Annotated in this window: 12 protein-coding genes; 4 read left to right on the plus strand and 8 right to left on the minus strand. The window is 71.8% G+C overall.

Annotated features, from left to right (window positions below):
• Positions 1 to 33: 33 nt before the first annotated feature.
• Positions 34 to 240 (minus strand): hypothetical protein, encoded by a 207-nt coding sequence (locus SM418_RS19380; RefSeq protein ID WP_371966083.1) that lies wholly within the window; start codon positions 238 to 240, stop codon positions 34 to 36.
• A 137-nt stretch (positions 241 to 377) separates the two neighbouring features.
• Complete coding sequence (locus SM418_RS19385) at positions 378 to 1298, minus strand: NADP-dependent oxidoreductase (protein ID WP_371942635.1); 921 nt, start codon at positions 1296 to 1298, stop codon at positions 378 to 380.
• 201 nt (positions 1299 to 1499) lie between these two features.
• Between SM418_RS19385 and SM418_RS19390 the strand changes: the two genes are divergently transcribed.
• Together SM418_RS19390 and SM418_RS19395 are read left to right on the plus strand one after the other, a co-directional pair.
• Positions 1500 to 1811, plus strand: coding sequence for an ArsR/SmtB family transcription factor (locus SM418_RS19390; protein WP_371942634.1), 312 nt, complete (start codon positions 1500 to 1502; stop codon positions 1809 to 1811).
• Positions 1808 to 2242 carry an SRPBCC family protein gene (locus SM418_RS19395; RefSeq protein WP_371942633.1) on the plus strand — a complete coding sequence of 145 codons (435 nt, stop codon included), beginning with the start codon at positions 1808 to 1810 and terminating at the stop codon, positions 2240 to 2242. Before SM418_RS19390 ends, SM418_RS19395 begins: the two co-directional genes overlap by 4 nt.
• 66 nt (positions 2243 to 2308) lie before the next feature.
• Here the strand turns inward: SM418_RS19395 and SM418_RS19400 are convergent, their stop codons facing one another.
• Both SM418_RS19400 and SM418_RS19405 read right to left on the minus strand, forming a co-directional pair.
• Positions 2309 to 2767 carry a VOC family protein gene (locus tag SM418_RS19400; RefSeq protein ID WP_371942632.1) on the minus strand — a complete coding sequence of 153 codons (459 nt, stop codon included), beginning with the start codon at positions 2765 to 2767 and terminating at the stop codon, positions 2309 to 2311.
• 168 nt (positions 2768 to 2935) lie between these two features.
• Entirely contained in the window at positions 2936 to 4813 is a 1878-nt protein-coding gene (locus SM418_RS19405) for an ABC transporter ATP-binding protein (protein WP_371942631.1), read from the minus strand.
• 125 nt (positions 4814 to 4938) lie between these two features.
• On the opposite strand from SM418_RS19405, the gene SM418_RS19410 reads away from it, so the two are divergent.
• The gene (locus SM418_RS19410) at positions 4939 to 6102 is read left to right on the plus strand and encodes an aminotransferase class V-fold PLP-dependent enzyme (protein ID WP_371942630.1); all 1164 of its coding nucleotides are present in this window, start codon (positions 4939 to 4941) and stop codon (positions 6100 to 6102) included.
• A gap of 101 nt (positions 6103 to 6203) precedes the next feature.
• On the opposite strand, the gene SM418_RS19415 is transcribed toward SM418_RS19410, so the two are convergent.
• The gene (locus SM418_RS19415; protein WP_371942629.1) at positions 6204 to 6623 is read right to left on the minus strand and encodes a CBS domain-containing protein; all 420 of its coding nucleotides are present in this window, start codon (positions 6621 to 6623) and stop codon (positions 6204 to 6206) included.
• Between the two features lie 539 nt (positions 6624 to 7162).
• On the opposite strand from SM418_RS19415, the gene SM418_RS19420 reads away from it, so the two are divergent.
• Positions 7163 to 9583, plus strand: coding sequence for a D-alanyl-D-alanine carboxypeptidase family protein (locus SM418_RS19420; RefSeq protein WP_371942628.1), 2421 nt, complete (start codon positions 7163 to 7165; stop codon positions 9581 to 9583).
• A gap of 27 nt (positions 9584 to 9610) precedes the next feature.
• Here SM418_RS19420 and SM418_RS19425 read toward each other — a convergent pair whose 3' ends face one another.
• The 3 genes from SM418_RS19425 to SM418_RS19435 are packed head-to-tail and all read right to left on the minus strand — an operon-like array spanning position 9611 to position 12970.
• Complete coding sequence (locus SM418_RS19425; RefSeq protein WP_371942627.1) at positions 9611 to 11035, minus strand: pyridoxal phosphate-dependent decarboxylase family protein; 1425 nt, start codon at positions 11033 to 11035, stop codon at positions 9611 to 9613.
• Positions 11025 to 12365, minus strand: a complete 1341-nt coding sequence (locus SM418_RS19430; RefSeq protein WP_371942626.1) for an MFS transporter — start codon at positions 12363 to 12365, stop codon at positions 11025 to 11027. Before SM418_RS19430 ends, SM418_RS19425 begins: the two co-directional genes overlap by 11 nt.
• Entirely contained in the window at positions 12362 to 12970 is a 609-nt protein-coding gene (locus tag SM418_RS19435) for a TetR/AcrR family transcriptional regulator (RefSeq protein ID WP_371942625.1), read from the minus strand. The genes SM418_RS19430 and SM418_RS19435 overlap by 4 nt, the downstream gene beginning before the upstream one ends.
• Positions 12971 to 12985 lie beyond the last annotated feature (15 nt).

Consider the following 12985-nt stretch of genomic DNA (forward strand, 5'->3'; position numbering starts at 1 on the left):
CCACGAGTCGGCGGAGAGCGTCGCTGGCGTCCCTCATTTCCTCATGAGCCGCTTGGCGCCCGCGTAGCTCAGCGCGCCCCCGACGGGTACCCCCAAGGAGAAGCAGATCGCTCTCAGCCAGTCACCGACCAGGACCAGGTGAATGGTCCATATGACGGCCTGAGCGGCGATGAACACGCCGAAAATGACGACTGGAACGAAGAAGCGGCTTGGCAGGGGGGCGTTTCCGGGCATCGTCATCACCTCTGGGGTACGACGGATAACGGCGCCGACCAGTTCCCCATCGTGCGGAATCCGCGCCGCCCGGCACGGATTCCGCACGATGGGGAATCCGTGCCGCCCGGCAACCGTAATCCCAGAACCCGGCTACCTCATGTTCAAGGCGTGATGACGAGTTTGCCGCGCGTGTGGCCGCTTCGGCTGGCGTCGAAGGCCGCACCCGTCTCCTCCAGGGCGAACGTGCCGGCCACCTCGACCTCGAGCGCGCCACGGTCGACGAGACGCGCCAGGTCGGCGAGCTTCGCCCCGTCCGGTCGGACCCAGATCCAGTGGCCGCCGTGCTCGTCCACGGTGTTGTCGGCGACGGACACGTGCCGGCCGCCGGTGGCGAGGACGGCGAGGGTGGTGTCCAGCTGGCCGCCCACGAAGTCAGCGACGGCGGTCACCCCGCCGGGCGCCAGGTCGCGGACGCGCTCGGCCAGACCCTCCCCGTAGGCGACCGGTTCGGCGCCGAGTTCCCGCAGGTAGTCGTGGTTCTTCACGGAGGCCGTGCCGATGACGCGGGCGCCGCGGTCGCGTGCGATCTGCACGGCGAAGCCTCCGACTCCGCCGGACGCCGCGTGGACGAGCAGGACGTCGCCCTTGCCGATCTCCAGCCGGTCCAGGGCGCGCTGCGCGGTCATGCCGGCGAGCGGCAGCCCGCCCGCCTCGGTCCAGCCGAGGGACTGGGGCTTGCGCGCCACGTCGTCCGCCGAGACCGCGACGTACTGCGCGAACGTCCCGGCGCCGACGACGTCCTTGCGGGCGTACGACATGACCTCGTCGCCCGGGGCGAAGTCGGGTGTGTCGGGGCCGAGCGCGCGGACGACCCCGGCGACGTCCCAGCCGGGGACGACGGGGAACATCGCGTCCATCATCCCGTCGAGGCCACCGGCCATGACCTTCCAGTCCACGGGGTTGACCCCGGCGGCGCGCACCTCGATCAGCACCTGGCCGGGGCCGACCTTCGGGTCGGGGACGTCCCCGACCTCCAGTCGCGAGTTGTCAGAGGCATAAGAGTCATAGCTGACGGCACGCATCCCACCCTCCTGCCTCCCCGCCCACACGCTAAACGCATCCAGTAACACGTAGGGATATGCCTACGCTTGACAAGTAGGAGAACACCTACCTATTGTCGAGCACATGGACCTCACACACCCGCGGGGGCCGGCCGTCCCCGGCCCCGACCTGTACGCCGCGAAGACCTTCTCCGCAGGCAACGGCCTGGCCGGAGGGTGACCGTGGACGTCTTCGCCGCGCTGGCCAGCCCCGTCCGCCGGGAGCTCACCGCACTCCTGCTGGACGGCCCGCGCCCGGTGAACGACCTCGCCGCGCACTTCACGATGAGCCGCCCGAGCGTGTCGGAACACCTGAAGGTGCTGCGGGACGCGGGGCTCGTCACCGAACAGCGCCACGGCCGGCAGCGCATCTACCGGCTGGAGCCCGCGCCCCTGCGGGAACTGTCGGAGTGGTTGACCCCGTACGAACGGTTCTGGCGGGAGAAGCTCGCCAGTCTGCGTGAACTGCTGGACGAGGAGGACGGCACGGCATGAGCAGTGAAAACGCGTCGATCGAGGTGGAGGAGTTCCTACCGCACCCGCCGACCAGGGTGTGGCGGGCGCTCACCGAGCCTGAGTTGCTGGCCCGCTGGTTGATGCCGAACGATTTCAAGCCCGTCGTCGGGCACCGCTTCACGTTCGCCACCAAGCCGATCCCGAACGTCGACTTCGACGGGACGATCCAGTGCCAGGTCGTCGACCTCGACGAGGAACGCCTGCTGCGGATCACCTGGGGCGGCGGCGGCCTCGACACCACGGTCACCTGGCGGCTCGTCCCGGAAGGCGACGGCACCCGGCTGTTCATCGAACACGCGGGCTTCGATCTGGACGACCCCGTCAACGCCTACGCCTTCCGAGGCATGGGGAGCGGCTGGCGCACCGGCGTCGTCCGCGCCCTCCAGAACGTCCTCACCGAAGTCACCTGATCACGTCCCCGGCCAACGACCGCTCGCGTCCCCGGGGCACATCGTGTCGTGGTGGGCGCGGGGCGGTCAGGTGGAGCGACCGGCGGGCGGGTCGGCGTAGACGCCCTTCACCATGCCTGTGGCCTGGCCGATCTCGATGAGATAGCCGTCCGGGTCGCGCATGTAGCAGCGCAGCTCGGCCTTGCGGTCGATCGGCTCGGTCAGGAACTCGGCGCCCAGTGCGGTGGCCTCCGCGTGGAACGCGGCGATGTCGGCCACGCGGACGTTCATGAAGGTGGAGACCGGGTCGCCGGGTTCCGGGGGCGACAGCGTGACGTCGGGCTTGTCCGGAGTGGGACCGCCCCCGGGGTTCATGATGATCCATGTGTTGGCGACCTTCACGATGGCCGGATTCTCCTCCAGGACGACTTCGCCGCCGAAGACGTCCGCGTAGAACGTGCGAGAACGCGCCACGTCCCGCACGGTGAGGAAATGCGTCAGCACCAGTCCCCGCTCGGGCGCCGGCAATTGATCTCGATCCACCATGTCCGTCCCCCCAGGTCCGCGCGGGTGCCGGTGAGCTCGCCCTCCAGGTCGAGGACATCCCGGAGTGCCCCCGTCGCAGGTCGGCGATTCCGTTCACGCCACTCCTGCCCTCGGCTTCACCCCCCAACCCGCCGGCCGCGGGTCGGGGGGCGTGGTCGGGTCGGCGGGTCAGGCGACCGGTTCCAGCGGGTCGTTGGCGAACTGGGTGTTGTAGAGGTCCGCGTAGCGGCCGCCGGCGGCCAGCAGGTCGTCGTGGGTCCCCTGTTCGATGATCCGGCCCTCCTCGATGACCAGGATGCGGTCGGCGGCCCGGATGGTGCTCAGGCGGTGGGCGATGACTATGGCGGTGCGGCCGTCGAGGGCTTCGGCCAGGGCCTCCTGGACGGCGGCCTCGGAGGTGGAGTCGAGATGGGCGGTGGCCTCGTCCAGGATGACGACGCGCTGGCGGGCGAGGAGCAGGCGGGCGATGGTGAGGCGCTGGCGCTCGCCGCCGGAGAGGCGGTAGCCGCGCTCGCCGACGATGGTCTCGAGGCCGTCCGGCAGGCTCTCGATGAGGGCGTCGAGGCGGGCGCGGCGCAGGACGTCCCACAGCTCGTCGTCGGTGGCCTCCTCGCGGGCCAGCAGGAGGTTCTCGCGGATCGACTCGTGGAACAGGTGACCGTCCTGCGTGACCATGCCGAGCGTCTCGCGGATCGTCTGGAAGGGCAGGTCGCGGACGTCCACGCCGCCCAGCCGGACGGCGCCGGAGTCGACGTCGTAGAGGCGCGGGAGGAGTTGGGCGATCGTCGACTTGCCCGCGCCGGACGAGCCCACCAGGGCGATCATCTGGCCGGGTTCGGCGCGGAAGGAGACGTCGTGCAGGACGTCGACGCCGCCGCGGGTGTCGAGGGTGGCGACCTCTTCGAGGGAGGCGAGGGAGACCTTGTCGGCGGACGGGTAGGCGAAGCGGACGTTCTCGAACTCGACCGAGACGGGGCCGTCCGGGAGGGCGCGGGGGTCGGGCCTCTCGGCGACGAGCGGTTCCAGGTCGAGGATCTCGAAGACGCGCTCGAAGCTGACGAGGGCGCTCATCACCTCGACGCGGGAGCTGGCGAGGGCGGTCAGCGGCGCGTAGAGGCGGGTGAGCAGGAGGGCGAGGGCGACGACGGCGCCGGCGTCGAGGTGGCCGCGCAGGGACAGGAAGCCGCCGAGCCCGTAGACGAGGGCCAGGGCCAGGGCGGAGACCATGGTGAGCGCCGTGATGAAGACGTGCTGCACCATCGCGGTGCGGACGCCGATGTCGCGGACGCGGCGGGCCCGGGCGGCGAACTCGGCCGATTCGCGGGACGGGCGCCCGAACAGCTTCACCAGGGTCGCGCCGGGCGCGGAGAAGCGTTCGGTCATCTGGGTGCTCATCGCGGCGTCGTGCGCGGCGGCCTCGCGTTCGAGGCGCGCCAGGCGGGTGCCCATGCGGCGGGCCGGGAGGACGAAGACGGGCAGCAGGAGCAGGGCGAGCAGGGTGATCTGCCAGGAGATGCGGACCATCACGGCGAAGGTCAGCAGCACCGTGACCATGTTGCTGACCACGCCGGAGAGGGTGTCGCTGAAGGCGCGCTGGGCGCCGATCACGTCGTTGTTGAGGCGGCTGACCAGGGCGCCGGTGCGGGTCCGGGTGAAGAACGCGACGGGCATGCGCTGGACGTGGTCGAACACGGCGGTGCGCAGGTCGAGGATCAGCCCTTCGCCGATGCGCGCGGACAGCAGCCGGTTGCCGAGGCCGAGACCGCCCTCGGCGACCGCGAGGACCGCGATGAGCACGGCCAGCCACACGACGGTGGACGTCGAGGAGTGGTCGACGACGGCGTTGACGACCCAGCCGGCGAGGACGGGCGTCGCGACCGCGATGACCGCCAGCACCACGCTGAGGAAGAGGAAGGCGGCCAGCGGCCGTCTGTGCGGGCGGGCGAATCCGCCGATCCGGCGCAGCGTCGCCTTGGAGAACGGCCTGCTGTCCCGCGCGTGCGTGGCGTGGTGCAGCGACATCCACGCCGTGACTTCCATGTCCATGAGGCCCCCTGGTGATCGTTAGGCTGGAACAGCAAGCATGGGACCTCAAGGAAGGTTGAGGTCAACCCGTTACCGCGCCCCAGCATCGCGCGGGCCTACGACATTTCTCGAAGGGATGCGCACCTGTGGACATCGAGAGGCTCCGGACCGACACCCCCGGCTGCGCGAAGGTGGCCCATCTCAACAACGCCGGTGCGGCGCTGCCTCCCCGTCCGGTCATCGAGGCGGTCAACGAACATTTCGCACTGGAGTCGACGATCGGCGGGTACGAGGCCGCAGAGCGGAACGAGGCGGCCGTCCAGCACTTCTATGACGCCGTGGCGAGGCTCATCGGCGCGCACGCAGACGAAATCGCCTACGTGGAGAACGCCACCCGGGCATGGGACATGGCGTTCTACTCGATCCCCTTCGCGGAAGGCGACCGCATACTGACGACGACCACCGAATACTCCAGCAGCGCGATCGCCTACCAGCAGGTGGCGGCGGCCAAGGGCGTGAAGGTCGACGCCATCCCGGACGAGGCCGACGGCACGCTCTCATTGGACGCACTGGAGGCCGAACTCGTCAAAGGCGATGTCCGCCTGGTGTCGCTCAACCACATTCCCACGCACAACGGGCTCATCACCCCTGCCGCAGGGGTCGGACGGCTGTGCCGCCAGCACGGCGTGCTCTACCTCTTGGACGCATGCCAGTCTGTCGGCCAGCTCGCCATCGACGTAGGCGAGATCGGCTGCGACATGCTCTCGGGGACCGGACGCAAGTACCTGCGCGGCCCGCGCGGGACGGGTTTCCTGTATGTGCGTCGCGACATCCTGCGGACCCTCGTCCCGCCGTTCCTGGATCTGCAGGCCGCCACCTGGCATGTACCGAACAGCTTCGAGATGCGCGATGACGCCCAGCGCTTCGAAACGTGGGAACGATATGTCGCCGGCCAGATCGGGCTGGGCGTCGCCGCCGCCTATGCGGCCGACCTGGGCATGACGGACATCGAGACTCGCGTGATCGGGCTCGCGGCCAAGCTGCGGGAGGAACTGGCCGCCCGCCCCGGTGTCACCGTCCTCGACAAGGGCCCGCGGCCCTCCGGCATCGTCACGTTCAGCGTGGACGGTCACGACCCCGCCGCCATCCAGGCCGCCGCGAGGGAACGGGACATCAACGTCAACGTGACGAACCCGCTCTCACACGGATATGACTTGGGGGCGCCTTCGGCGGCCGTGCGGGCCTCCGTGCACTACTACAACACCGAAGAGGAACTGGAGCGGCTCCTGTCCGTCCTTCCTGAGAGGTGAGCGCGCCCAGGGCCGGAGGATGGGCACCGGTAGCGGCCTCCGGACGCGCCCACGGTGAAGCGGGCCGGGCCTGTTCTCCAGTCACCCGCCCTTTTCCGGGGTCACCTGTTGCCGCGGGCGGCGCTGATGTCCGCGAGCGCCGACATGGAGTCCTTCTCCATCGCGAGGTCGCCGATGGACACGATGCCCACCGGACGCCCGTCCTCCATGACCGGGAGCCGCCGCACCGACCGCTCGCGCATGATCTGCGCGGCCTTGTCCAGTGTGTCGTCCGGGCCGACGGTCGCGGTGACGCGGCTGGCGATGCCGCCGATCTTCGCCTGGGCCGGGTCACCGCCGGCTGCGAGCCCGCGCACGACCAGGTCACGGTCCGTGACGACGCCCTTGAGGTCGTCGCCGTCGGCGACCAGCACGGCGCCGATGTCCTCGTCGCGCATCGCCCGCGCCACCGTCACGAGGTCGAGCTCCGGCGACACCGACGTCGGCGAGCCGGTCATGATTTCGCGGATCTTCCTGGCCATAGACTGCTCACTCCTTGAGCCTCGCGGATCGGTTCTGGCGGCCCGGGATGAGCAGGCCCTACCCGGCAGGAACGGGATCACTCATGGCGTCCTGAAGGCGGCGAACATCCGCTCCGCCCCGGCCGGATCCCACTCCAGGCGGTTCGGATCCCGTTTCGCCGGACGCACCGGAACCGTGTCGAACTCGACCGATCCGCCCTCCCGAAACTCCGGGCGAGCGCCTGCAGTTCGGCGACGCCCAGCCGCGTGACCGTCTCGACCGACCCGGCCATCGCGGTGAGGAACCTCGCGAACCGCGCGGGGTTCCCGGTCATCCGCGCCCTGGCCTCCTGCGCGAGCGCCGCCATGAACTGCTGCTGTGCGGGGACGTTGTCAGCGATGTATCTCCGCAACGTCCCGTCCGGGTTCCGGACACGGCGGCGTCGGACGCGGATCGGCGCGAACCTTCCCGCTAAACTGCGCATCCTTCACTGTGCACGGGGTTGTCGGGGGGACCGCTCCGCCTGCCTGTCGAGGCTCGAGTCGAGGAGGGTCAGGACGTGGACGACGAGGCCGAGCGGGAACCGGACACGTCCGGCAACGAGGACGAACACGACGCCTCCCGCACGGCGACCGCCGAGTTCCGCGTCCCCGCGAAGGTCAACCTGACCCGTCCGGACATAGCCGTCCGCCGGCCCGCCGAGGACGAGCCGTCCGTCCCCAAGACCACCTGGTACGTCCAGTTCCCGTCCGAGGAACCCGCCAAGTTCGAGGAACCCGCCGCGTCGGAGGAACCCGGCAGGTCCGAGGAACACGCCGACCCGGGTGACGAAGCCGCGCAGGGCGAGGAAGCCGCGCAGGGCGAGGACCTCCCGGCCGCCGCGCCGCCCGAGGAGCCCCGGGACCGTCCGGAAGACGAGACGTCCGAAAGCACACCGACCGAACCGGCCCAGCCAGGCGAACCAGGCGAGCCAGGCGGTGTCGCGTCCACGGATGTCCCGCCGACCTCAAGCACCGCCCCGACACAGCCCACGCCTCGCCCGAGCCCGCCGAAGAAGGCCCCACCCACAGGCGGGCCCAACGACGACGACAGCTCGATCAGCCGCACCGCCCCGCCTCCGCCCGCACCCCCACGAGACCAGCCACGCCAGACCTCCCCCGCGGGGCCTCCACAGAACCGTCCCGACGACGATACCTCGGACACACGGGCCGAACCAGCCCGGCCTGCGCCCCCGCGACACCGGCCACAGCGTCCCGCACCCGCCGAAGCTTCGCCCCAGAAGGGCCAGAACGAAACCGCGGGGCAGGGCACGCAGCAGGCGCAGCCCCGGCCCGCGCGGCCCGCATCACCGCCCACCGCCCCCACAGACGCTCCGACGCAAGAGGGACGCGACGAAGCCACAGGGCCGGGCGTCCAGCAGGCTTCTTCGCGGGGCGAGCATGTGCAGCAGCGTCCGCCGCAGGGCGGGTCCTGGTTCGTCAGCCCGCCAGAGAGAAGCGGCGGGCAGGAGGCCGGTGGTCCGCAGGGTTCGGCTGCGGGGGCGCCGGTGCGGGATCGGCCCGGGCACGATGCGCGGGAGGAGCCGTCGCGGAACGCCGCGGTCACGCGGGTCGAGCGGCTGCCGGTCGTCCAGGGGCCCGGGGAGCATCCGACGGCCCGGTCGTCGGGCCAGTGGAGTGTTCCCTGGGACGGCGGGACGGCACAGCCGGCGCCCGCGACGCCCGCAATGCCCACGATGCCCGGGGAGTCCGGAGGATCCGGCGAGTCCGGGAAGGTCGCGGAGAAGGGCAGGGGGCGGCGGCGCGGGCTGATCGTGCTCGTGGCGGCGCTGGTGCTGGTCGTCGGGGTCGTCGCCGGCCAGCTCGTCAGGCCCGTGCCGGAGCCGACGATCAAGTTGGCCCTGGCGTCCGGTCACACGTTCCCGGGGCAGGCGCCCGCGTTGTCGTGGCCCACGGCGGGGCAGGCGGTCGTTCATGTGGACGGCCTCGGGACGATGGGCTCGTCGGGCGGGGCGGCGCCGACCCCCACCGCGAGCGTCGCGAAGGTGATGACGGCGTTCGTGTATCTCCGCGAGCATCCGCTGAAGTCCGGTGCGCCGGGGCCGGTGCTGACGGTGTCGCCGCAGGCGGCGGCGCAGATCCCGGCGCGCAAGAAGCGGGGGGAGTCGCTGCTCGGCGTCACCGCGTACCAGAGGCTGACGCAGCGCAAGGCCCTCGAAGCGCTGATGATCATCTCGGCGAACGACGTCGCGCACGAGCTGGCGCGGTGGGACGCGGGGACCGAGCAGGCGTTCGTGGCGAAGATGAACGCGGCCGCCGCGGAACTCGGGATGACCGGCACGCGCTACACCGATCCGAGCGGTTACGACTCCGGCACCGTGAGCACGGCGGCCGACCAGGTCAAGCTGCTGAAGGCCGCGATGCACGTCCCGTCCTTCGCGGAGATCGTGAACAACCGGGCCTACGTGCCGGACGACGGCGGCGCGGCGCGGGAGGGCGGCAACTTCCTGCTGGGTCAGCACGGCGTCGTCGGCGGCAAGACCGGCTACACGGACGCGGCCGGCGGCAACTTCGTGTTCGCGGCGCGCAAGAGCGTCGGGGGCGTGCAGACGCTGATCATCGGCGCGGTGATGGGGCAGCGGACGCCGAGCGCGGCGGACGCCGTGAACGCGGCGGGACGGCTCGTCGCCTCGGCCGAGGGCGCGCTGACCGCGGTGACGCTGGCGCCGAAGGGGGCGCTGGTCGCGCGGGTCGACGACGGCCTCGGCGGGACGACTCCGTTGCGTGCCGCGTCACCGGTGACCGTGGTCGGCTGGCCCGGGCTGACCGTGGCGGTCGGGGTCACGGGCGACCCGCCCCACACGGGCGGCGGCGGGGAGCGGGTCGGCGCCGTGACGGCCGGCGCCGCGACCGTCCCGCTGCGACTCGGCAGCACGCTGGACGAGCCGTCCTACCTGAAGCGCCTCATCCGGCTCGGCTAGGCGTACGGGCCCTGCAAGCGCTGGAGCTCAGGCGTACAGGGCCGACAGGAAGCGGATCAGCAGGGCCTCGCGGGTCTCGGGCGGCAGCGCGTTCAGGATGGCGTTGACCACGGCCATCTCGGGTTCGCCGCCGCCCGCGAGGTCGACGCCGACGGAGGCGAGCAGCCCGGCGAAGCCGGCGTCGTCGAGGCTGTCGAGGTCCAGGCCGGCGAGGGCGTCGACCAGTTCGGACGGGACGTCGGGCGGGCCGGCGGTTCGGGCGGCACGGGCGGCGGCGGCGAGCGCGTCGAGGAGCGCGTCCACGTCGCTGACGCCGGTCACCGTGAAGTGCAGGTTCGGCGGGATGCCCTGGTAGGAGAGCTGCGGCTGGAAGAACCAGCCGCGCCGCCTGGCCTCGTCGGCGATCACGAACACGTCCAGTGCGGGGTCGCTGGACGCGACGGCGACGAGCGGTGCGACGGGTTCGCCGAGCACGCGCAGGCCGGGGATGGACGCGACGCCGCTGATCAGGCGTTCCGCCGACTTCATGGCGTTCTCGGCGAGGTCGCGGTAGCCCTGCGCGCCGACCGCGTTGAGCGTCGCCCAGGCGGCGCCGAGCGGCCCGGCGCTCTTGCTGCTCTGGACGGTCGCGTTGATGACGGTGTACCCGGGCCATTCCGCGGACGCGAAGTAGGCGCGCCTGCGGTGCGACTCGTCCGCGAACAGGACGACCGAGGCGCCCTTCGGCGCGTACCCGTACTTGTGCAGGTCGCAGGAGATGGACGTCACGCCGGGCACGGACAGGTCGAACGGCGGGACGTCGCGTCCGGCGTCGCGCAGCCACGGCAGGACCCAGCCGCCGACGCACGCGTCCACATGGCACGGGACCCCGGCGGCGGCCGCGATCGAGGCGATCTCCGGGATCGGGTCCATGACCCCGTGGGGGTAGGACGGGGCGGAGGCGACGACGAGCGCCGTGCGGGGCGTCAGCGCGGCGGCCGTCGCGGCGGGGTCGGCACGGTACGCGGCGTCCACCGGCACGTGCACGACCTCCAGGCCGAGGTAGTGCGCGGCCTTGTGGAAGGCGGGGTGCGCGGTGGTCGGCAGGACGATCTGGGGCCGTCCCTCGACCGGGTGGGCGTCCCGTGCGGCCTTCACCGCCAGCATGATCGACTCGGTGCCGCCGCTGGTGAAGACACCGGAGCCGCCGCCGAGCTTGTCCGCGACGAACCCGACGATCCGGCGTTCCAGCGCGACGATGCTGGGGAACGCGGTCGGGTCGAGGCAGTTGACCTCCAGCATCTCGAGGAAGGCGGCGGCGGCGAGGTCGTGCACGGCCTCGCGTCCGGTGTCGTAGACGTAGGCGGTGACCTGGCCGCCGCGCACGGGCAGGTCCGCGTCCCGGAGCCGGGCGAGTTCGGCAAGCAGCTCGGCGGCCGGACGGCCCGCCTCGGGGAGGTGCTCAGACTGCATGTTCGTGTGTTTCCTCGGGGCGAAGGTGGCGGGCGGCGAGCCGGCGGTAGCCCAGCAGCAGGGGCACGCTGAGCAGCAGGAGCAGCGCCGGAACGAAGGTGAATCCGGCGGTCATCCCGGTCAGCGCCGAGCCCGGCTGGACGACCGGGGTATCGAGATCGGACGAACTGAACGACGAGACGGCGAGGATCAGCGCGAAGATTCCCGGCCCGAGGGCCATCGCGCCTGTTTCGGCGGCCGTCCACAGCCCGGTGAAGGCCCCGGACTGCGCGTGTCCCGTCCGTCCGGTGTCGGCGTGGACGGTCTCCGGCAGCAGTGACAGCGGCAGCAACTGGACGGCCGCGTAGCAGACGCCGATGAGGGCGCTGAACGCCAGCACGCCCGCGGTGGACGTGATCAGCGGAAACAGCGCGACGGCCGCCGCGGCGAACAGCACCAGCGCCACCACGTAGCAGTCGACCGGCCCGTACCTGCGCGACAGCCGGTGCCACAGCGGCACCGCGAAGGCGCTCGGCCCGACCATGCAGACGAACATCGCCGAGGTGAGCCCGTACTCGTCCAGCCGGTACGTCGCGACGTAGGGGGCGCCCGCCAGCATGATCGCGACGGCGAGGGTGTGCGAGACGTAGGTTCCGAGCAGCATGAAGAACGGCCGGTTGCCGCGCGCGGTGCGCAGCGCGGCGACCAGCCCCAGCGGGCGCGGCCCGGGACGGGACGGGATCCACCGGTTCGCCAGCGTGCTCGCGACCATCGCGGCGCCCATGGCGAGCCCGATCACTGCGCCCATCAGCGCGTATCCGGCGCGGCCGCCCCCGGCGGCGTCGGTGAGCGCGGGGGCGACGCCGCCCGCGACGAGGATGCCGAGCGTCAGGCAGACGACGCGCCAGGCCATCGCGCGGCCCCGCTCGGACGGGTCGGCGGAGATCTCGGCGGGCAGCGCCACGTACGGCACCTGGAAACACGCGAACGCGCTCGCGGCCAGCAGGAACGCGATCCCGGCCCAGACGGCGGCGACCCCCGGGGAGTCGGCCGGAACGGCGAACATCGCGGCGAACAGGAACGGCAGCGTGACGGCGCCGGCCAGCAGCAGCCGGGTGCGGCGGCCGGTCCGGACGGCCTCGCGGTCGCTGGCGGCGCCGACGATCGGGTTGAGCAGTACGTCCCACGCCTTGGGCACGACGAGGACGGCCCCGGCGATCGCCGCCGACACACCGAGGACATCGGTCAGGTAGTACAGGAGCAGCAGGCCGGGGACGGCGGAGAACACGCCCGTGCCGACCGAGCCGATGCCGTAGCCGAGGAGCCGCCGCCGGGGCAGCGCGGTCGTCATCCCATTGCCTGCTCGGGGGCGCCGATCGCCAGGGCGACGATCCGGCGAATGTTGCGGCGGAACCGCGCCACGGCCTGCGGGTCGTTCACGCCGGCGCGGTTGCCGTCGGCGTCCAGGACGCCGCCGCACCCGAACCCGTGCGTGGCCCAGATGACCGTCCACACGACGTATTCGACGTCGACGTCGGCGGGGACGATCTTGCGGGCGGCGTCGGTGACCATCTGCATCAGCGGCCGGACGTACTGCTCTTCGAGGTGGGCGACGTCCGTGGCGTCCGACAGCCAGCGGTGCATCCACAGCGCCGGGATCTCCGGGCGCGACAGGCAGAAGTCGGCGTAGGCGTCGACGATGTCGAGGAGGCCCTTGACGTCGGGGGTGTAGGTGGCGAACGCCGCCTCCAGCGCCGCGCGTTCGGTCTCGTGGGCACGTTCCATCACGGCGAGGTACAGGTCGCGCTTGCCGCCGACGTGGTAGGCGACGGTGGCGACGTTGAGCCCGGCCGCCTCGGCGATCATCCGGGTGGAGGTGCCGTCGTAGCCGAGAGCGGAGAACAACCGGGTCGCGGCGTCCAGGATTCGCTCCCGACCGGAGTCGCTGCTGGCCATGCGCACAACCTACCC

It is taken from the genome of Actinomadura chokoriensis (genome assembly GCF_041463665.1).
Lineage (GTDB): Bacteria > Actinomycetota > Actinomycetes > Streptosporangiales > Streptosporangiaceae > Spirillospora > Spirillospora chokoriensis_A.